This window comes from Streptomyces sp. PH10-H1 (assembly GCF_030063355.1).
GTDB lineage: Bacteria > Actinomycetota > Actinomycetes > Streptomycetales > Streptomycetaceae > Actinacidiphila.
In genome coordinates, this window is record NZ_JASISZ010000017.1 from 11,684 (window position 1) to 30,485 (window position 18,802).

Genomic DNA, 18,802 nt, shown 5'->3' on the forward strand with positions numbered 1-18,802 from the left:
GGCGGGCGGATCGCCGTCCGATCTGGACGAGGCGGCCGACCGGTTCGCCGTGGCGGCCAGTCTGATGCAGCGGGACCGGCCGGAGTACGGCGAGCTGATGGAGGAGTGGGGCGCGGCCCTGCTGGAGCGGGCGGCGCTGCCGGACGGTGCCGCGTTCGTGTCCCGGGCGATCCGGGTGCTGCGGGACTGCCGGATGCACTCCCCGGCCGGCCATCCCCGGCTCGCGCAGCGGCTGATGATGCTGGGGCGGGCGCTGCTGCTGCGGTACCGGAACAGGGAGGACCCGGTCGACCTCATGGAGGCGGAGCACATCTTCGGACTGGCGGCCAGGAACGGCGGGGCGCCGCTGGTGCGGGCGCGCGCCTGGCTGGAACTGGGCCGGGCGCACCGGCTGAACTTCCGGCACACCGGCCGCTCCGACCGCCTGGACCAGGCGGCCGACGCCTTCCGCAGAGCGGCCGAGACCGCCCGCGCGGCCGAGGAGCAGCTGCAGGACCCGTCTGCGGCGGTACGCACGGCCGCGGAGGCCCACCACTGGCGCGGCATGGTGTACGAGGCCGCGCAGCGGCCGCGTGCCGCGCGCGAGGCGTACCGGGCGGCCCTGGAGGAATGGCGCAGACTGCCGGACGGCGGCGGCCGGGACGCGGAGTGGACGGCGGAACGGCTGGCCGGTCTTGGCGGTGGACGATAGCAACGGCGGCCTGGACACCCTGCCGGGGGTTTTGGCCGACCGGTGGGCGGGAATCCCTGATGGGCTCCCCAACTACGGGGAAACAAGGGTGGTGTGACGATGCGTCAGGAAGAGAACGCGGAGCGTACCGAAATACCGGCGAGCGTGATGCCGGCGAACGCGGCCGGGCTGCCGGACCTGCTGGACCTGGATCTGGAGGCGCTGCGGGAACTGGACCACCCGGTGCTGTCCGAGCTGCTGCAGGGATTGCGCGCCCGGCTCGGCGAACCGACGGAAATGCTCTGGGGGTTCGGCAACGCGTTCTGACGGCCCGGTTTCGGTCGTGTCGGGCGTTGATCCGGACAATGTCAATTCTCCGGGGTTTATGTCTCCGCACCGGAAGGAAGGTTCCGCGACGGACCGGGGGACAGGGGAATCACCGTGGGAGTGAGGCAGCAGGCGGAGGAACCGCTGACGCCGAGGGAGCTTTCGGGCACGGACGGCCCGCGTCCGGTTCCCTTCCGCCAGTTCATCCTCAAGATGAACGGCCGTTGCAATCTCGCCTGCCGCTACTGCTATCTCTACGAAGGCCCCGACAGCGGCTGGCGGCGCCGCCCCGCCACGCCCGCCGCCCCCGTGCTCGAAGCCACCGCCCGGCGGATCGCAGAACACGCCGCCACGCACCGGCTCACCGACATCGCCGTCGTCCTGCACGGCGGTGAACCGCTGCTCGCCGGGGCCGCCGCGCTGGGCGCCGTCGTGGACCGGGTGCGTACCGCCGTGCCCGCGGGCTGCGCCGTGCACGCCACCGTCCAGACCAACGGCACGCTGCTCGACGACGAGCGGCTGCGTACACTGGCCGCCCACCGCATCCGGGTCGGTGTGAGCCTCGACGGCGGTCTGCCCGCCCACAACCGGTCCCGGGTGGACCACGCGGGCCGCCCGTCGTGGACCGCCGCCGCCCGCGGCCTGCGGCTGCTGGCCGAGGAGCGGCACCGGAGCAGCTACGCCGGAGTGCTGTGCGTCGTCGACCTGGCCTCGGACCCCGCCGAGGTCTACGCGTCACTGCTCGGCTTCGCGCCGCCCGCCGTCGACTTCCTTCTCCCGCACGGCAACTGGAGCGCGCCGCCGCCCGGACTGCCCGCCCCGGCCGAACGGCCGGCCCCGTACGGCGACTGGCTGTGCACCGTCTTCGACCGGTGGTGGCGGTCGGACCGCCGGCAGGTCCGGGTGCGGATCTTCGAGGAATGCGTCGCGCTGCTCCTCGGCGCCCCGGCGGCCACCGAATCGCTGGGCCTGCAGCCGTTCGACGCGGTGGTGGTGGAGACCGACGGCAGCATCGAGCAGGTGGACTCCCTCAAGTCCGCCTACGAGGGCGCCGCCTTCACCGGGCTCGACGTCTTCCGCCACGCCTTCGACGAGGCGCTCGCGCACCCCGGTGTCGCCGCCCGGCAGGGCGGCCTGGCCGCGCTGGCCGCGCAGTGCCGCCGCTGCCCGCTGGTCCAGGTGTGCGGCGGTGGGCACTACGCCCACCGGTACCGCGACGGCGAGGGATTCCGTCATCCGTCGGTGTACTGCGCGGATCTGCAGCGGCTGATCCGCCATGTCGCGGCCCGGCTCGCCGAGGCGGCCGCGGCATGACCGCAGCCATCCGCTCCGGCGTCCCCGGCGGCATCTCCGACGCCGTGCTCCGGGAGCTCGGCGGGACGCACGGCGGACCCGAGGCCTTCGCCCTACTCACCGCGGGCCAGCACACCCTGCGGCTGCTCCAGCTGCGCGCCCTGCTCGACGTGGTCGCGGAGAGCCCCGGGCCGGCCGCGGTGCTCTTCCGCCGGCACTGGGCACTCCTGGAGGCCGCCGAGCGGGCCGACCGGGACGCCGCCCGCCGGGTGCTCCTCTACCCCCTCGTCGGTCCCTGGGTGCGCCGCTGCCTGCGTTGCCTCGGCAGCGCGGGCCAGGGGCCCGAGCTCACCCGCGACCTGGCGCACCTCGGCGCCCTCGCGGCCGCCGCGGCGGCGCGCGCGGGCCTGCCCTGCACCCTGCGGCTCGCCCACCACGACGGCCTGCTGATCCTGCCCACCCTCGGTGCGCTGAGTACCTCCGGCGGACACGACCGCGCGGCACCCGGAATGGCGGAACTCCGCGTCACCGAGGGCCTGCTGGCCATCACCGTGTCGCACGGCGGTCCCGTCGGGATCCACCGTCACCCCGACGGGACCTGGCGGTCGGACGATCCGCGCTGGTGCCCGCTGCGGGTCCTGACCGGCGGGCCGCGCCCGGTCCTGCTCGACGAGATCGACCCCTTCAGGACCGCGGACAGCGGACTGGAGCGCCACGGGCTGAAGGCCGGGGAACGGCTGACCACCGCGGAACTCGACCAGTGGCAGTCGGCCTGGACCGGCGCGCTGCCCCTGATCGCGCTCGGCGGGAAGGTGCGGTCCGACGAGGTGGCAGGACTGCTGGACTGTGTCGTGCCGCTGGCCCCGCCGCCGGGGGCGGTCCCGTACGGCGGCGGCGCGGCCCACTGCAGCGGCACCCGGCGCGAGGCGTTCGGCGCGGTGCTCAGCAGTACGCCGCGGACCCCCGCCTATCTCGCCGCGACGCTCGTCCACGAGTTGCAGCACGCCAAGCTCGGCGCGCTCGCCGACCTTGTCGCCCTGCACACGGCGGGTACCCAGCACCGGCACTGGGCCCCGTGGCGGCCCGACGCCCGCCCCTTCGACGGGCTGCTGCAGGGCGCGTACTCCCATCTGGCGCTCGCCGAGTACTGGCAGCGCTTCGCGCTGGTCGCCACGGACGCGGCCGAACGCGACAAGGCGTGGGCCGAGCACTCCCGCTGCCGCGAACAGGTCGGCGCCGCACTGCCCGCGCTGGCCGGATCGCAGAGCCTCACCCGCGAGGGAAGGGTGTTCGTCAACGCCATGGTCCGACAGCTCACCCGATTGATGGATCATCCGCCGCCCGAGGGCCACTTGGCCCGAGCGAGCGCCTACGTGGAGACCGCACGCAGGATGTGGCGGAGGCAGACCGCAGGAGGGGATTCGCCGGTGTATGTTCCCAGCAAAGGGATCTGACGGTCCGTTGGGGCCGTACGTTTGTTCGCATCACGAGGGAGACGGTCGCATGGCCGTAGTGCGGAAGTCGGCGGCAACGGCCGAAAGGCAGCCCGTCACCATCAGCTTCGCGGGATTCAACCGGGCCTGGGCCGCGTGGATCGGCGACCGGCTCGAACGCCAGGGGCACCTCGTCTCCTTCGCGCGCTGGGATCCGCCTCCGGGCACCACGATCGAGCAGGCGCTGGAAGACCTCATGCTCGCCGAGGGGAAAATCCTCGTCATCCTCAGCGACTGGTACTTCCAGTTGGGCCCGCGCACCCACGAAGAGTGGAACAAGGCGCTGCGCGCCGTCGTCGCGACGAACACCGACCGCTTCGCCGCGGTCTCGGTCACCAACGCCTCGCTGCCCACCGCGACCGCCGCCCTGAGCGCGTCCTCGCTCTGGGGCATCGGCGCGCACGAGGCGGAACGCCGCCTGCTGGCCCGTATCGGCACCCCCGACACCGCGCCCGCGGAGGACGCCCCGAACCGCTCGAGCCCGCGCTTCCCCTACGACCAGCCCCGCGTATGGGGCGGTGTCCCGCGCCGCAACATCCGCTTCACCGGCCGCGAGAACCTGCTCGGCGATGTCTACCACCGGCTGCAACAAGCCGAACAGGGCGCCGCCGTCGTCACGCTGCTCGGCATGTCCGGAGTCGGCAAGACGCAGATCGCCGCCGAGTACGTCTACCGCTTCGGCTCCGAGTACGACGCCGTGTGGTGGGTCCCCGCCGACCAGCGCGGGACCCTGCGCCAGCGGCTGGCCGAACTCGCCCCGGCCCTCGGCCTCACCACCGGGCCCGAGTACGGCGAGCGGCTGCGCGCCGTACTCGACGCGCTGCGCCGCGGCAATCCGTACTCCCGCTGGCTGCTCGTCCTGGACGGTGCCGACCAGGTTGGGGACATCGCCGACCTGCTTCCCAGCGGTCCGGGACACGTCCTGATCACCTCGCAGAACCGGGCGTGGGGCGAGCACAACACCGCGCTCATGGAGATCCCCGTCTACTCCCGCGACGAGAGCGTGGCCTTCGTCCGCCGCCGGGCCGGCCGGCTCGACGAGGGCGACGCGAACCGGCTCGCGGAGGCGCTGGAGGACCTCCCGCTGCTGCTCGACCAGACCGCCGGCTGGCTCAGCGACTCCACCATGTCCGTCGACGAGTACATCGGACTGCTGACCACCGGGTCCAACACCGAAGCCGGGCTCAAGGTCGCCGCCGACTTCCCCATGACCTTCCAGACCGCCTGGTCGATACTGCTCAACCAGCTCCGCGACACCGAACCCGCGTCGATCGAACTGCTGCGGCTGTGCGTCTTCTTCGCGCCCGGCCCGATCCCCGTCCGGCTGCTGCGCGAGCTGCCGATGCGCGACCTGCCCGAGCAGCTGGTCGGGCTGATGAACGATCCGCTGCGCTGGAACGACGCCACCGCCAAACTCGTCCAGTACTCGGTGGTCCGCCGCGAGTCCCATGACGTCGGCGGCGACGAGCCGGGCGGCGGCTCCGAGATCCTCCACATGCACCGGATGGTCCATCAGACCGTACGCGACGGCATGCCCGAGGCCGACCGGCGCGAATACGCCGACGTGGTGCGCCGCGCCCTGGCCGCCGCCGATCCCGGCCGGCCCACCGACACCCGGCTGTGGCCGCGCTACGCGGAACTGACGCCGCACCTCAAGGCGGCCGGGGTGCTGGAGAGCACCGACCCGGACGTGCAGCAGCTGGTCCTGAACTCGCTGCGCTACATGTACCTGTCCGGCGAGTACAAGTCCGGGCTGAAGCTGGCCGAACGCACCATGGCCGCCTGGAAGGAACTGCTGGGCGAACTCCACCCCCGGATCTGGGACATCGTCCACCACTACTCCAACCTGCTGCACTCGACCGGCGACTACGCGAAGGCCGAGGCGATCTCGCGGATCGCCGTGGACCATCTGCGGGAGGAGCGCGGCCAGCAGGACCTCGACCTGCTCCGGGCCGCCTCCGGGCTGGCCGCGTCCCTGCGCGGCCTCGCCCGGTACGACGAGGCGTACGAGGTGTCCCGGCTGGTCCTGGAGGGCTATCTCGACCTCGTGGGCGAACGCGACTCGCGCACGCTCAGCGCCCGGAGCAACCTGGCCGTGTCCGTCCGGCTGCTCGGCCGCTACGAGGAATCACTCGACCTCAACCGGCAGACCCTCGACACCCGTCGCGACGCGTTGCGTCCGCGCCACAACTGGACGCTCCTGTCGGAGATCCACTACGCCTGGGACCTGCGGCTGCTCGGCCGCTACGAGGAGTCCGTCTCCGTCCAGGACCGCAGCGTCCGTACCCACCGCGATGTGATGGGCCCGGACAACCCGCAGACGCTCCGCGCCGAGCACAACCTCGCGATGGGCCAGTACCGGGCGGGCGACCGGCTGCGGGCCCAGGCGCTGCTGGCCCGGCTGCTGGAGCGCGTGGAGCGGGTGCTGGGCGAGAACGACCCGCTGTCGCTGATGGTCGCCTCCAGCTACTCCTGCGTGGCGCGCGAACACGGCGACCTGGACAGTGCACGGGCCGTCGGCGAGGCCGTCACGCGCCGCTACCGCGCCACACTCGGCTCCAGCCACCCGTATGTGCTGGGCAGCCTCGGAAACCACGGGCTGGTGCTGCGCGCGGCCGGTGAACGCCAGCAGTCCCAGGAACTGGTCGAGGAGGCGCTCACCGGGATGAACGAGGCCGTCGGCCCCGACCATCCCTGGACGCTGGGCTGCGCCCTCAACGCCACCGCCACCCGCAACTTCTCCGGTGACCCCGAAGGAGCCGCGGAACTCAGCCGCGACACGGCGGCCCGCGCCGCGGCCACGCTCGGTGGCATCCACCCGCTGACGCTGTCCTCCCGGATCGCGCTCGCCGCCGATCTGCGGGCGCTGCGCAAGCGCCAGGAGGCGGAGAAGGTCGAGGAGGAAGCTCTCGCGACCCTCGCCGTGACCCTGGGCGCCCAGCACGTCCACACCGTCTCGGCGCGCTCCCGCACCCGGCCGTTCTGGGACTTCGAACCCCAGATCACCTGAGCCGGCAGGGAAGGGAACACGGAACGGAAGGGAACACAGGGAACACGGACAAGGGCCGGGCCCGCCACCTGATCGGTGGCGGGCCCGGCCCTTGGTCCAGCAGCCCATGCTGCCCCTGACCAGATCTGGTCAGATCTGGTCAGATCGTGAAGACCTCGTTGACCAGGGCCTCCTGCTCGGCCTGGTGACGCTTGGCGGAGCCGACGGCCGGCGACGAGGACGACGGGCGGGACACCCGGCGCAGCCGGTCGGCGTTGTCGGGAGCCGCGCCCAGCACCAGATCGAGGTGATCGATCAGGTTCAGGGCGATGAACGGCCAGGCGCCCTGGTTGGCGGGCTCGTCCTGCGCCCACACGTACTTCTGGGCACCGGTGTACCGCGCCAGCTCGGACTGGATCTCGGCGCCGGGGAGCGGGTAGAGCCGCTCGATCCGGACGATCGCGACCTCGTTCGCGCCCTTGGCCTCACGTGCCGCGATCAGGTCGTAGTAGACCTTGCCGGAGCAGAAGACCACCTTGCGGACGGCGGACGGGCTGACCGTCGTGTCACCGATGACCGGCTGGAACCCGCCCGAGGTGAAGTCCTCGGACCGGGAGTTCGCGGCCTTCAGACGCAGCATCGACTTCGGGGTGAAGACGATGAGCGGCTTGTGGTGCGGGTTGTGGACCTGCCAGCGCAGCAGGTGGAAATAGTTCGCCGGGGTGGTGGGGGTGGCGACCGTCATGTTGTTCTGCGCGCACATCGCCAGGAACCGCTCGATGCGGGCGGAGGAGTGGTCCGGGCCCTGGCCCTCGTAGCCGTGCGGCAGCAGCAGGGTGACGCCGGACGTCTGGCCCCACTTCTGCTCGGCGGAGGAGATGAACTCGTCGACGATGGTCTGCGCGCCGTTGACGAAGTCACCGAACTGGGCCTCCCACATCACCAGCGCCTCGGGCCGGGCCAGTGAGTAGCCGTACTCGAAGCCCATCGCCGCGTACTCGCTGAGCAGCGAGTCGTAGACGTTGTAGCGGGCCTGGTCCTCGGAGAGGTAGAGCAGCGGGGTGTAGTCCTCGCCGGTCTCCCGGTCGACCAGGACGGCGTGCCGCTGGCCGAAGGTGCCACGGCGGGAGTCCTGGCCGGCGAGCCGGACCGGAGTGCCCTCCATGAGCAGCGAGCCGACGGCGAGGGTCTCGCCCATCGCCCAGTCGATCGTGCCGTCCTCGACGCTGGCCGCGCGGCGCTGCAGCTGCGGCAGCAGGCGCGGGTGGACGGTGATGCGGTCCGGGATGGTGACCTGGGCGGCTGCGATCCGCTTGATGACCTCCTGGCTGATCGCCGTGTCCAGCTTGACCGGGAACTCCTGCGACGGCACCGGCATTTCGGTGGCGGCGGGGATGGAGGCGGCCTCGCGGACCTCGGTGAAGACCTTCTCCAGCTGGCCCTGATAGTCCTGCAGGGCCTGCTCGGCCTCTTCCAGGGTGATGTCGCCCCGGCCGATGAGGGACTCGGTGTAGAGCTTGCGCACCGAGCGCTTCTTGTCGATCAGGTCGTACATCAGCGGCTGGGTGAACGACGGGTTGTCGGCCTCGTTGTGACCGCGACGGCGGTAGCAGACCAGGTCGATCACGACGTCCTTGTTGAACGTCTGGCGGAACTCGAAGGCGAGCCGCGCCACGCGGACCACGGCCTCCGGGTCGTCGCCGTTCACATGGAAGATCGGCGCCTCGATCATGCGGGCGACGTCGGTGCAGTACATCGACGAGCGCGACGCGGCCGGGGCGGCGGTGAAGCCGACCTGGTTGTTGATCACGATGTGCACGGTGCCGCCGGTGCGGTAGCCGCGCAGCTGCGACATGTTCAGCGTCTCCGCGACGACGCCCTGGCCGGCGAAGGCCGCGTCGCCGTGCAGCGCGAGAGGCATGACGGTGAAGTCGGTGCCCGCCTTGTTGATGACGTCCTGCTTGGCGCGCGCGATGCCCTCGACGATCGGGTCCACGGCCTCCAGGTGCGAGGGGTTCGCCGCCAGCGAGACGGTGATCTGCTCGCCGTCCTTGCCGGTGAAGGTGCCCTGCGCGCCCAGGTGGTACTTCACGTCGCCCGAGCCGTGCATCGACTTCGGGTCGAGATTGCCCTCGAACTCGCGGAAGATCTGCGCGTACGACTTGCCGACGATGTTGGCCAGTACGTTCAGCCGGCCGCGGTGGGCCATGCCGATGACGACCTCGTCGAGGCGCGACTCGGCGGCCGCGTCGATGACGGCGTCGAGCAGCGGGATGACGGACTCGCCGCCCTCCAGCGAGAACCGCTTCTGGCCCACGTACTTGGTCTGCAGGAACGTCTCGAACGCTTCGGCCGCGTTCAGCCGGCGCAGGATCCGCAGCTGCTCGTCGCGCTCCGGCTTGGTGCTCGCCCGCTCGACACGGTCCTGGATCCACTTGCGCTGCTTGGGGTCCTGGATGTGCATGAACTCGACACCGACGGTGCGGCAGTACGAGTCGCGCAGCACCCCGAGGATGTCGCGCAGCTTCATCAGCGACTTGCCGGCGAAACCGCCGACCGCGAACTCGCGCTCCAGGTCCCACAGGGTGAGGCCGTGCTCGAGGACGTCCAGGTCCGGGTGCTTGCGCTGGCGGTACTCCAGCGGGTCGGTGTCGGCCATGACATGGCCGCGGACCCGGTAGGAGTGGATCAGCTCGAAGACCCTGGCGGCCTTGGTGACGTCGTCGTCGTGCGCGGTGTCGATGTCGGTCCGCCAGCGGACCGGCTCGTACGGGATGCGCAGCGACTCGAAGATGTCGTCGAAGAAGCTGTTCTCGCCCAGCAGCAGCATGCTCATCTGGCGCAGGAACTCGCCGGACGCCGCACCCTGGATGACCCGGTGGTCGTAGGTGCTGGTCAGCGTCATGACCTTGGAGATGCCGAGCTTGTTCAGGGTGTCCTGCGACGTGCCCTGGAACTCCGCCGGGTAGTCCATCGCGCCGACGCCGAGGATCAGGCCCTGTCCGGGCATCAGGCGCGGCACGGAGTGCACGGTGCCGATGCCGCCGGGGTTGGTCAGCGAGGCGGTGACGCCGGTGAAATCGTCCATCGTCAGCTTGTTCGCGCGGGCGCGGCGGACGATGTCCTCGTACGCCTGCCAGAACTCGAAGAAGTTGAGCGTCTCGGCCTTCTTGATCGCCGCGACGACGAGCTGGCGGTCACCGTTGGGCTTGACCAGGTCGATCGCCAGGCCCAGGTTGACGTGGGCCGGCTTGACCAGCGTCGGCTTGCCGTCCTTCTCCGTGAAGGAGTAGTTCATCGTCGGCATGGCCTTGAGGGCCTGCACCATCGCGTACCCGATGAGGTGGGTGAAGGAGACCTTCCCGCCCCGGGCGCGCTTGAGGTGGTTGTTGATGACGATGCGGTTGTCGAACAGCAGCTTCACGGGAATCGCGCGCACGCTGGTCGCCGTCGGCAGCTCGAGGCTGGCGTTCATGTTCTTCGCGACGGCGGCGGACGGGCCGCGCAGCGTGATGTACTCGGGCCCCTCGGGTGCCTTGGCGGCCGGCTCGGCCGCCTTGACGGCAGCAGCCGCCGGCTTGGCGGGGGCGGTGGCCGCGGGCGTGGCTGCCGCGGGGGCCGGTGCCGGAGCGGCGGCCTTCGCGGGGGCCGGCGCGGCCGGTGGGGCAGGGACAGTAGCCGGGGCCGGTGCGGCCGGAGCCTGCGCGGCCGGGGCGGCCACCGCGGATCCGGTGTCCGTCCCTGGCTTGTAATCGGCAAAGAAGTCCCACCAGGCTCGGTCTACCGAGTTCGGGTCCTGGAGGTACTGCTGGTAGATCTCATCGACGAGCCACTCATTGGGGCCGAAGCCCGCGGCAGGACTCTTGCCCTGGCCGTTGGTCTCGATCGAGGTACTCGAGCTAATGGGGGACTGTGGCGACACGGCGGCAACCGCCCTCTTCCGCTTCACAAGATGGTGGACAGCGGGAATAAAGGCTACGCCTACCGGGCCCTTCGGCGCAGGCCCGGGGGTCAGTCGTCGCGCATGTCACACCGGAAGAGGGGTTTCGGCCCTGTTCATGACGGGAAATCGATCCCTCTTAGGGGTTGTGACGGCAGGCCCCCGGACGAGTACGGCCCGCTGTCCACCGCACCCATATTGCCAGCCTATGTCAACGCTGCGCGGGAACCGAACCCGGCAGTGTGACGCGGATCCGGCAGCCGCGAGGGGATTCGGCCACCTCGATGGCTCCGCCGTGCAGATCGACCGCCCAGCGCGCGATGGCCAGACCCAGTCCCGTACCGCCGTCTCCTCCCGGGTGGGCGCCCCGGCTGAAGCGGTCGAAGACCCGGGTGCGTTCCGACTCGGGGATGCCGGGACCCTCGTCCCGCACATCCAGGTCCAGGCTCCCGGGCACGGCTCCGCGCCGGGCCCTGACCGTGACCCGGCCGCCCGGGGGGCTGTGCTTGACCGCGTTGTCGACGAGGTTGGCCACCACCTGGTGCAGCCGCTCCGCGTCGGCGTACGCGGTCAGCTCCGGCGGCGAGACGTCCAGATGCAGATGCACATCGGCGCGGGGCCGGCTCCGCGAGCGGGCCGGGGCCACGCCCTCCATGCCCAGGCTGGCGGTCTTCAGCACGGCCGACAGATAGGGCCAGACCTCGAACCGCTTGGCGTCCAGGCGCACGGCCCCGCTGTCCAGCCGGGACAGGTCCAGCAGCTGGCTGACCAGCTTGCCCAGCCGCTCGGTCTGCTGCAGCGCGGTGCGCATCGTCTCCGGATCGGCCTCGGACACCCCGTCGACGACGTTCTCCAGGACCGCCCGCAGCGCCGCGATGGGGGTGCGCAGCTCATGTGAGACATTCGCCACCAGTTCCTTGCGGTGCTGGTCGACGGCCTCCAGGTCGGCCGCCATGCGGTTGAACGTCTCCGCCAGCTCGCCCACCTCGTCGCGCCGCACCCGCGCCACCCGTCGGCTGTAGTCGCCCTGGGCCATGGCCCGGGCGACCGCCGTCATCTCCCGCAGCGGCGCCGTCAGACCGTGCGCCACGAACTGGGTGATCAGCAGACAGGCGATGATCGAGAAGATGGTGATCACCCGCAGCTCGGTCGCCGAGTGGATCGCCACGATCACCAGCAGCGTGGTGATGAGCACCGACACGACGACCAGCAGCTGCAGCGCCGCCTTGATCGACCGGAGCGGGTCGTAGGGCCGAAGCGCTGCCCACAGGTGCGCCCACAGCCTCATGGGGCCGGGGTCTCCAGTGCGTAGCCGACGCCGTGGACCGTCCTGATCCGCTCGGCGCCGATCTTGCGGCGCAGCGCCTTGACGTGGCTGTCGACGGTGCGGGTGCCGGACGCGTCGGCCCAGTCCCACACCTCGGCGAGCAGCTGCTCGCGCGACAGCACGGCGCGCGGCTGCTGGGCGAGGCACACCAGCAGATCGAACTCGGTCGGGGTCAGGTGCACATCGGTGCCGCGCACCCGGACCCGGCGCTGGGAGTTGTCGATCTCCAGGTCGCCGAGCTGGAGGCTGCCGCCGCGTGGGCTGTGCGCGGCGATCGTCGCCCGCTCCACCCGGCGCAGCAGTACATGCACCCGCGCCGCCAGCTCGCGCATGGAGAACGGCTTCGTCATGTAGTCGTCCGCGCCGACCCCGAGTCCGACGAGCATGTCCGTCTCGTCGTCCCTGGCGGTCAGCATGAGCACCGGCACCGGCCGCTGCGCCTGTACCCGGCGGCAGACCTCGAGACCGTCGTAGCCGGGCAGCATCACGTCCAGCACCAGCAGATCGGGCTGCCACGCGATGGCGGTGTCCACGGCGGTGGGCCCGTCGCCGGCCGTGCGGACCTGGAATCCTTCGGCGCGCAGCCGGGCCGCGATGGCGTCGGCGATCGTCGGATCGTCCTCCACCACCAGCACCCGGCGCTGAGCGCCAGGTGTCGTCTGAGTGCTGTCCATCGCCCGCCCCACAAGGTCGTCCTGGTTGGCATGCAGCGTACGGGGCGGGTGACGCGCTCGGCTACGTGGTCCAAAAGGGGCATCCACGGGCCTGTCGGGCCCCCTGAAGCGTGATCGCTCAGAGCGAACACCTGTCGGGGAACACTGGGGGGAGCAGATGCATTGAGTCCACATAACTCAACTTGCTTGCTTAGGGAGAGATCATGGCTGCTGTATCCGCATCGTCCGGCCCGCTCACCCTGCCTGTGCTGCCACTGGATGACGCTGTGGTGCTGCCCGGCATGGTGGTGCCGCTGGACCTGACGGACACCGAGGTGCGCGCGGCCGTCGAGGCCGCGCAGTCCGCGCATGTCTCAGGAGGTAAGAGCAAGCCGCAGGTGCTGCTTGTTCCACGGGTGGACGGTACATACGCCGCCGTGGGCACGCTCGGCTGGGTCGAGCAGGTCGGCCGGCTGCCCGACGGGGACCCGGGCGCGGTCATCCGCGGGGTGTCGCGGGTGCGGATCGGGGCCGGCACGTCCGGTCCCGGGGCGGCGCTGTGGGTCGAGGGGACGCGGGTCGAGGAGCCGGCGGTCACCGAGGCGCCCGGCGCGGTCGCGGAGCTCGTGAAGGAGTACAAGGCGCTGGCCACCAGCTGGCTGCGCAAGCGCGGCGCCTGGCAGGTCGTGGACCGGGTGCAGCAGATCGAGGACGTCTCCCAGCTCGCGGACAACTCCGGCTACTCCTCGTTCCTGACCACCGAGCAGCGGGTGCGGCTGCTGGAGACCAGCGACCCGGTGGAGCGGCTGCGGCTGGCCATCACGCTGCTGCGCGACCACCTCGCCGAGCAGGACGTCGCGGACACCATCCGCAAGGACGTGCAGGAGGGCATGGAGAAGACGCAGCGCGAGTTCCTGCTCCGCCAGCAGCTCGACGCCGTCCGCAAGGAGCTCTCCGAGCTGAACGGCGAGCCGGAGGACGAGGCAGGTGACTACCGGGCCCGGGTCGAGGCCGCCGATCTCCCGGAGAAGGTGCGCGAGGCCGCGCTCAAGGAGGTCGAGAAGCTGGAGCGCTCCTCCGACGCCTCGCCCGAGGGCAGCTGGATCCGCACCTGGCTGGACACGGTGCTGGAACTGCCGTGGAACACCACCACGGAGGACGTGTACGACATCCCGCGCGCGCGCTCGGTGCTCGACGCGGACCACGCGGGTCTCGACGATGTGAAGGAGCGCATCACCGAATACCTGGCGGTGCGCAAGCGCCGCTCCGACCGCGGGCTGGGTGTGGTCGGCGGCCGTCGCGGAGGCGCGGTGCTGGCGCTCGTGGGCCCGCCCGGGGTCGGCAAGACCTCGCTGGGCGAGTCGGTGGCGAAGGCGATGGGGCGCAAGTTCGTCCGGGTCTCGCTGGGCGGGGTACGGGACGAGGCGGAGATCCGCGGCCACCGGCGTACCTACGTCGGCGCGCTGCCCGGCCGGATCGTCCGGGCCATAAAGGAGGCCGGGTCGATGAACCCGGTGGTGCTGCTCGACGAGATCGACAAGGTCGGCTCCGACTACCGGGGCGACCCGGCGGCGGCGCTGCTCGAGGTCCTGGACCCGGCGCAGAACCACACCTTCCGGGACCACTACCTGGAGGTCGAGCTGGACCTGAGCGACGTGGTGTTCCTGGCCACCGCCAACGTCCTGGACTCGATCCCCGAGCCGCTGCTCGACCGGATGGAACTGGTCAGGCTGGACGGCTACACCGAGGACGAGAAGGTCACCATCGCCCGCGACCACCTGCTCCCGCGCCAGCTGGAGCGGGCCGGTCTGGCGGCCGACGAGGTGTCGCTCGACGACGGCGCGCTGCGCAAGCTCGCCGGGGAGTACACCCGCGAGGCGGGCGTACGCACCCTGGAGCGGTCGATCGCCCGCATCCTGCGGAAGATCGCGGCTCGGCACGAACTGGGTGACCAGAAGCTGCCGTTCACCGTCACCGACGGGGACCTGCGGGCGCTGATCGGGCGGCCGCACCACACCCCGGAGTCCGCACAGGAGCCGGACGAGCGGCGTACCGCCGTACCCGGTGTGGCGACCGGCCTGGCTGTGACCGGCGCGGGAGGCGACGTCCTGTTCATCGAGGCGTCGCTGGCCGACCCGGAGACGGGCGGTTCCGGGCTGACGCTCACCGGCCAGCTCGGCGACGTCATGAAGGAGTCGGCACAGATCGCGCTCTCCTTCCTGCGCTCGCACGGCGCGGAACTGGAGCTGCCGGTCGGCGATCTGAAGGAGCGGGGTGTGCACATCCACGTGCCCGCCGGCGGCATCCCCAAGGACGGCCCGAGCGCGGGCGTCACGATGACGACGGCGCTGGCCTCGCTCCTGTCGGGGCAGCGGGTCCGCACCGATGTGGCCATGACCGGTGAGGTGTCGCTGACCGGGCGGGTGCTGCCCATCGGAGGGGTCATTCCTTGCTCATACCCTTTCACCCATGAACACAGACGACACCGCAACCGGTCAGAAGTCGGCCCAGGACGAACAGCGCCTACGAGGCGTCGCCAGGGTCGCCGGGCCGCAGCGTTCCCGGCGTTCGCGTGGTGACTGGGCGGGGGAGCCTGCCGCGATCTACTGTCGCATCTCGCACGTCAATGACGACGATCAAACCGGCGTCGAACGGCAAGAGCGGCTGTGCCGGGACACCGCCGAGCGCCTGAAGCTCACCATCCCGCCCGAACTCGTCTTCGTGGACAACAACCGCTCCGCATGGCGTCGGACCCGCAAGCGGCCCGGATGGGATGCCCTGCTTGAGGCCACCCGAGACGGCAAGGTGCGCCACGTGCTGACGTACCACCCCGACCGGCTCATGAGGCAGCCGCGCGACCTCGAAGAGCTGTTGCAGATCGCCGACGACCAGGACATCACCCTTCACGGGCAGGCCAATCAGCGCGACCTCTCCGACCCGGACGACCGCTTTTTCCTGCGGATCGAGGTAGCCCATGCCTGCCGTTCCAGCGACGACACCTCACGCCGCCTCAGCGACGCGATGATCGAGCGCGCCCAGGACGGCCGCCCACACACCGGGAAGCGCCGCTACGGGTACGACAAGACCGGCATGGAGCCCATCCCCGCCGAGGCCAAGATTGTCCGGGACGTGTTCACCCGGTACGTGGCCGGGGAGACCCCCGACGCCCTTGCAAGCGATCTCAACGAGCGAGGCGAGAAGACCGCACTTGGTAAGGCATGGAGCCCGCACCGGATCTTGGACCTACTCGACAACCGCCACGTAGCCGGAATCCGGGTGTTTCGTGGCGAGGAGATCGGCAACGGGGAGTGGCCCGCGATCATCGACCGGGGGCTGTGGAACGAGGTACGCGAGCACCGCAGCTACCGGGCGTCGGCATGGGCGATGCGAACCAAGCCCGCCCGCTTCTACCTGTTGCGCGGCGTGATCACGTGCAAGGGATGCGGCACCAGGATGGCCGGTACCGCCTCGAAGCAACCCGCGTACACCTGTACTCGGCACACCCGACGTGACGAGGCCCAGTGCGGCCGGAAGATCGCCGCGAAGAAGACCGAGGAGTTCGTCAAGGACGCCGCCATCCGCCTACTGGAGAACCTTGACGTCAACGGCCAGGAAGCCAACATCAGCACGGCCATGCCGAGCGAGGACGCCGAAGCGATCCAGGCCGACAGGGCCGAGTTGGCCGAGCTGAAAGAGATGTGGGACGCCCAGGAGATCAAGACGCGCGAGTACCGGCAGATGCGGAAGGTAGTAGAGGACCGCATTGCCAAACGGGAGCGCAAGACAGTCGTCCGGCCCGCGCTCGAAGTCCTCGAAGGGCTCGTGGGGCCGCACGCGCGGGAGAGCTGGGGGAAGCTGGAGACGGCGGGCAACGTCCAGCGGCTGAACGCAGTGATCCGGTTCCTTTTCGCGGCAGTCATCGTTGACGAAGCCACCGGTAAGCGCGGCGTGTTCGACTACGGGCGGATAGACATCGATCCCAATCCGCTCTAGCCACCCGGAGAGACGAGAAGGGGACTCCGCTGAGGAGTCCCCTTCGTGCTACTGGCCGTCAGTCTCGCCGCCGAGCAACTGAGCCAGCCGCCGCGCGTTTGCTTCGCTGATCTGCGTCGGGAAGCGAGCACACACTCTGTCCAGGTGACGCGCCCTCTCGGCGGCTTCATCGCGCTTGGATACCACTTTCACGGGCGCGGCGATCTCGACCGGGACGACCGAGGGTTCGATCAGCCGCAGGGGTTCCAGGACGGGCACGCTGGTGTGCCGTCGGGGGCGTGAGGGAAGCCGCCGACGTGGGACGCTGCGCACAGGTTCGAGCGCGGTCGTCATGTCCAGCCCTCCCCTTCGTGCTTGGCCTGTCGTGCGAGTTCGCGTTTGTGTCTCACCGTCGCGGCCAAGAACTCTTCGCCGGGGCTGTAGCCCGATCCGTGGTATGCCCAGTGGGAGACGACGAGGGTCGTTGTCGGGTCGAGGTTCGGCAGGTCGGCGCGTGCGCGTGCCTGTTCGGTGCGCCAGGTGCGGCGGGCATCCCTGAGTGCGCCGAGGGTGACGGAGTAGCGGCGTGACTTGGTGGAGAAGTGGCCCCGGAAGCCGAGCATGTGTGCCCATTTCCAGAGCTTGAGGTCGGCGAATTCCGGGAGCTGGCCCAGGTCCCAGCAGGTACGGATCATCTGCCGCACGTGCCGCTGTACGGCGAGTCGGTGCAGTGGTCGGGACTGGCCGGTACCGGAGCAGGCCCGGCATTCCACCGGGACACCGGTCTGTGCAGACAGGGCCATTCCGCGCCCGTTGCAGGGGCCGCAGAACAGGGAGCGGTCCAGGGTGCCGGACGCGTCGGCGGACTTGGTGGCGTACTTGGCCACGTAGGCGGCGACGGCGTGATCGGTCAGTTCGGCGTCGGTGCCGAACCCAGCGATCTCGCGGACGTCGATCTGTTCACCCCAGGTCAGTTGGCGTTCCCCGATCGCGTCGGATTCCACGGCCAGGACGACGCGGGCGGCGGCGGCCCGGATTGCGGCGCTGAGGACGTCGGCGGTCGCGTAGGACGGCGGGGGCGTGTCGCTGCCCTCGGGGCCGTCCAAGCGGATGACGGCGTGGAAGTGGACCAGGCCGCGCTTCTGGTACTCGGCGACCTTGGCGAAGGACACCCGCAGTTCGGCGCGCATGGCCTTCTGTGTCATGTCGAGCAGGGCGGCGAGTTCGCGGCGCAGGTAGATCGTGAAGCGCGCCCACAGGGCGGAGGCGTGGGCGTTGAACAGCACCGCGCCGCAGTAGTCGTAGGTCTTGGGGTTCAGCGGCGTGCCGAGCATCGCGTCAGCGTCATCGTGGGTCTTGCGGCACCGGCAGGGGCGGGCAGCGCCGCTGGGGGCGGAGGGCCGGTTGTGGACTGCTCCGAACGAGGGGGCGGTCAGGGTCGCGAAGACGCGCGGGTGGGTCCGCACGGTCTCGGGGACGCTCTTGCCGCCGCACAGGCCCGCGCGGATCAGGTGGAAGGTGTCGGCCGCGTAGACGCGTGAGCAGGACGGGCAGCGCGAGGAGCGCCGGTTGCCACAGGGGGTGAGCAGGCGTCCGGTCGGCTCGTCACGGGTGGTGTAGGACCGCAGTACCTCACCGCTCGTAGTGTCCACGGTGGCGGTGTGGCCGACCAGGCGCACGGGTTCGGTGCAGCCGCCGACGCGTTCGACCATTTCGCATGCGCGGTCGAAGTCGGGGAGGTTCACCAGCGCGATCAGGTCCCGCACGGCGGGGCTGACGACGTGGCGCAGGTCCAGGGGCGCAGTCATCGGGGCGGGTCCTCTCATGGCGGGGGTGCCCCAGGCAGCAGCGGGGTTTTCGGGCGTGCTGCTGCCTGGGGGCATGGCGAACCGAGCCCGGTCGGGCGGGGATTTTCGGGTGGGTGATTCGGCCGGCGGGGGCGAGGCTCAGGCGGAGAGCTGTTCCAGCGCGGCGGTTGCCAGCGGCAGCGTGACCCCGAGACGGGTCTTGAGCTGTCCGGGCGTGATGGGCTCGCCCTCGTCGGCGTGGTGCTTGTCGGCGATGCGGCGGGCCACAGTCAGGAGGGCACCGGGCACGGGCGGACGGGCGGCGGTCACTGTGGTCCGGGTGACGGTCAC

Annotated in this window: 11 protein-coding genes and 2 pseudogenes; 7 read left to right on the forward strand and 6 right to left on the reverse strand. The window is 70.8% G+C overall.

Annotated features, from left to right (window positions below; genetic code table 11):
* The 5 genes and pseudogenes from QMK24_RS13390 to fxsT form a co-directional block, all read left to right on the forward strand.
* Positions 1-691 (forward strand): annotated as a pseudogene (locus QMK24_RS13390) (SAV_2336 N-terminal domain-related protein); the annotation flags it as partial.
* Between the two features lie 99 nt (positions 692-790).
* The gene (fxsA, locus tag QMK24_RS13395; RefSeq protein ID WP_502962509.1) at positions 791-997 is read left to right on the forward strand and encodes an FxSxx-COOH cyclophane-containing RiPP peptide; all 207 of its coding nucleotides are present in this window, start codon (positions 791-793) and stop codon (positions 995-997) included.
* 144 nt (positions 998-1,141) lie between these two features.
* Positions 1,142-2,311, forward strand: coding sequence for an FxsB family cyclophane-forming radical SAM/SPASM peptide maturase (locus QMK24_RS13400; RefSeq protein WP_283466038.1), 1,170 nt, complete (start codon positions 1,142-1,144; stop codon positions 2,309-2,311).
* Entirely contained in the window at positions 2,308-3,744 is a 1,437-nt protein-coding gene (locus QMK24_RS13405) for an aKG-HExxH-type peptide beta-hydroxylase (protein WP_283465903.1), read from the forward strand. The genes QMK24_RS13400 and QMK24_RS13405 overlap by 4 nt, the downstream gene beginning before the upstream one ends.
* 49 nt (positions 3,745-3,793) lie before the next feature.
* Entirely contained in the window at positions 3,794-6,793 is a 3,000-nt protein-coding gene (gene fxsT / locus QMK24_RS13410; RefSeq protein ID WP_283465905.1) for an FxSxx-COOH system tetratricopeptide repeat protein, read from the forward strand.
* Between the two features lie 139 nt (positions 6,794-6,932).
* Here fxsT and QMK24_RS13415 read toward each other — a convergent pair whose 3' ends face one another.
* The 3 genes from QMK24_RS13415 to QMK24_RS13425 all read right to left on the reverse strand — a co-directional run bounded on the left by QMK24_RS13415 (position 6,933) and on the right by QMK24_RS13425 (position 12,713).
* Positions 6,933-10,694, reverse strand: a complete 3,762-nt coding sequence (locus QMK24_RS13415) for a multifunctional oxoglutarate decarboxylase/oxoglutarate dehydrogenase thiamine pyrophosphate-binding subunit/dihydrolipoyllysine-residue succinyltransferase subunit (RefSeq protein WP_283465906.1) — start codon at positions 10,692-10,694, stop codon at positions 6,933-6,935.
* 229 nt (positions 10,695-10,923) lie between these two features.
* Complete coding sequence (locus QMK24_RS13420) at positions 10,924-12,000, reverse strand: HAMP domain-containing sensor histidine kinase (RefSeq protein ID WP_283465908.1); 1,077 nt, start codon at positions 11,998-12,000, stop codon at positions 10,924-10,926.
* Entirely contained in the window at positions 11,997-12,713 is a 717-nt protein-coding gene (locus QMK24_RS13425) for a response regulator transcription factor (protein WP_283465910.1), read from the reverse strand. Before QMK24_RS13425 ends, QMK24_RS13420 begins: the two co-directional genes overlap by 4 nt.
* A gap of 203 nt (positions 12,714-12,916) precedes the next feature.
* On the opposite strand from QMK24_RS13425, the gene lon reads away from it, so the two are divergent.
* Positions 12,917-15,271: an endopeptidase La gene (lon, locus tag QMK24_RS13430; protein WP_283465911.1), complete on the forward strand. Its 2,355-nt coding sequence runs from the start codon at positions 12,917-12,919 to the stop codon at positions 15,269-15,271.
* The gene (locus QMK24_RS13435; protein WP_283465912.1) at positions 15,162-16,685 is read left to right on the forward strand and encodes a recombinase family protein; all 1,524 of its coding nucleotides are present in this window, start codon (positions 15,162-15,164) and stop codon (positions 16,683-16,685) included. The genes lon and QMK24_RS13435 overlap by 110 nt, the downstream gene beginning before the upstream one ends.
* 48 nt (positions 16,686-16,733) lie before the next feature.
* On the opposite strand, the gene QMK24_RS13440 is transcribed toward QMK24_RS13435, so the two are convergent.
* The 3 genes and pseudogenes from QMK24_RS13440 to QMK24_RS13450 all read right to left on the reverse strand — a co-directional run.
* Positions 16,734-17,018, reverse strand: a complete 285-nt coding sequence (locus QMK24_RS13440) for a hypothetical protein (protein WP_283465913.1) — start codon at positions 17,016-17,018, stop codon at positions 16,734-16,736.
* Positions 17,015-18,472 (reverse strand): replication initiator, encoded by a 1,458-nt coding sequence (locus QMK24_RS13445; RefSeq protein WP_283465915.1) that lies wholly within the window; start codon positions 18,470-18,472, stop codon positions 17,015-17,017. The genes QMK24_RS13440 and QMK24_RS13445 overlap by 4 nt, the downstream gene beginning before the upstream one ends.
* A gap of 138 nt (positions 18,473-18,610) precedes the next feature.
* Positions 18,611-18,802 (reverse strand): annotated as a pseudogene (locus QMK24_RS13450) (DUF2637 domain-containing protein); the annotation flags it as partial.

Bases quoted from the DNA above. Each gene is read 5' to 3' on its own strand.
- QMK24_RS13420 (WP_283465908.1), bottom strand. From the start codon at position 12,000: ATGAGGCTGTGGGCGCACCTGTGGGCAGCGCTTCGGCCCTACGACCCG.
- QMK24_RS13440 (WP_283465913.1), bottom strand. From the start codon at position 17,018: ATGACGACCGCGCTCGAACCTGTGCGCAGCGTCCCACGTCGGCGGCTT.
- QMK24_RS13445 (WP_283465915.1), bottom strand. From the start codon at position 18,472: ATGACTGCGCCCCTGGACCTGCGCCACGTCGTCAGCCCCGCCGTGCGG.
- lon (WP_283465911.1), top strand. From the start codon at position 12,917: ATGGCTGCTGTATCCGCATCGTCCGGCCCGCTCACCCTGCCTGTGCTG.
- fxsA (WP_502962509.1), top strand. From the start codon at position 791: ATGCGTCAGGAAGAGAACGCGGAGCGTACCGAAATACCGGCGAGCGTG.
- QMK24_RS13405 (WP_283465903.1), top strand. From the start codon at position 2,308: ATGACCGCAGCCATCCGCTCCGGCGTCCCCGGCGGCATCTCCGACGCC.
- QMK24_RS13435 (WP_283465912.1), top strand. From the start codon at position 15,162: ATGAACACAGACGACACCGCAACCGGTCAGAAGTCGGCCCAGGACGAA.
- fxsT (WP_283465905.1), top strand. From the start codon at position 3,794: ATGGCCGTAGTGCGGAAGTCGGCGGCAACGGCCGAAAGGCAGCCCGTC.
- QMK24_RS13425 (WP_283465910.1), bottom strand. From the start codon at position 12,713: ATGGACAGCACTCAGACGACACCTGGCGCTCAGCGCCGGGTGCTGGTG.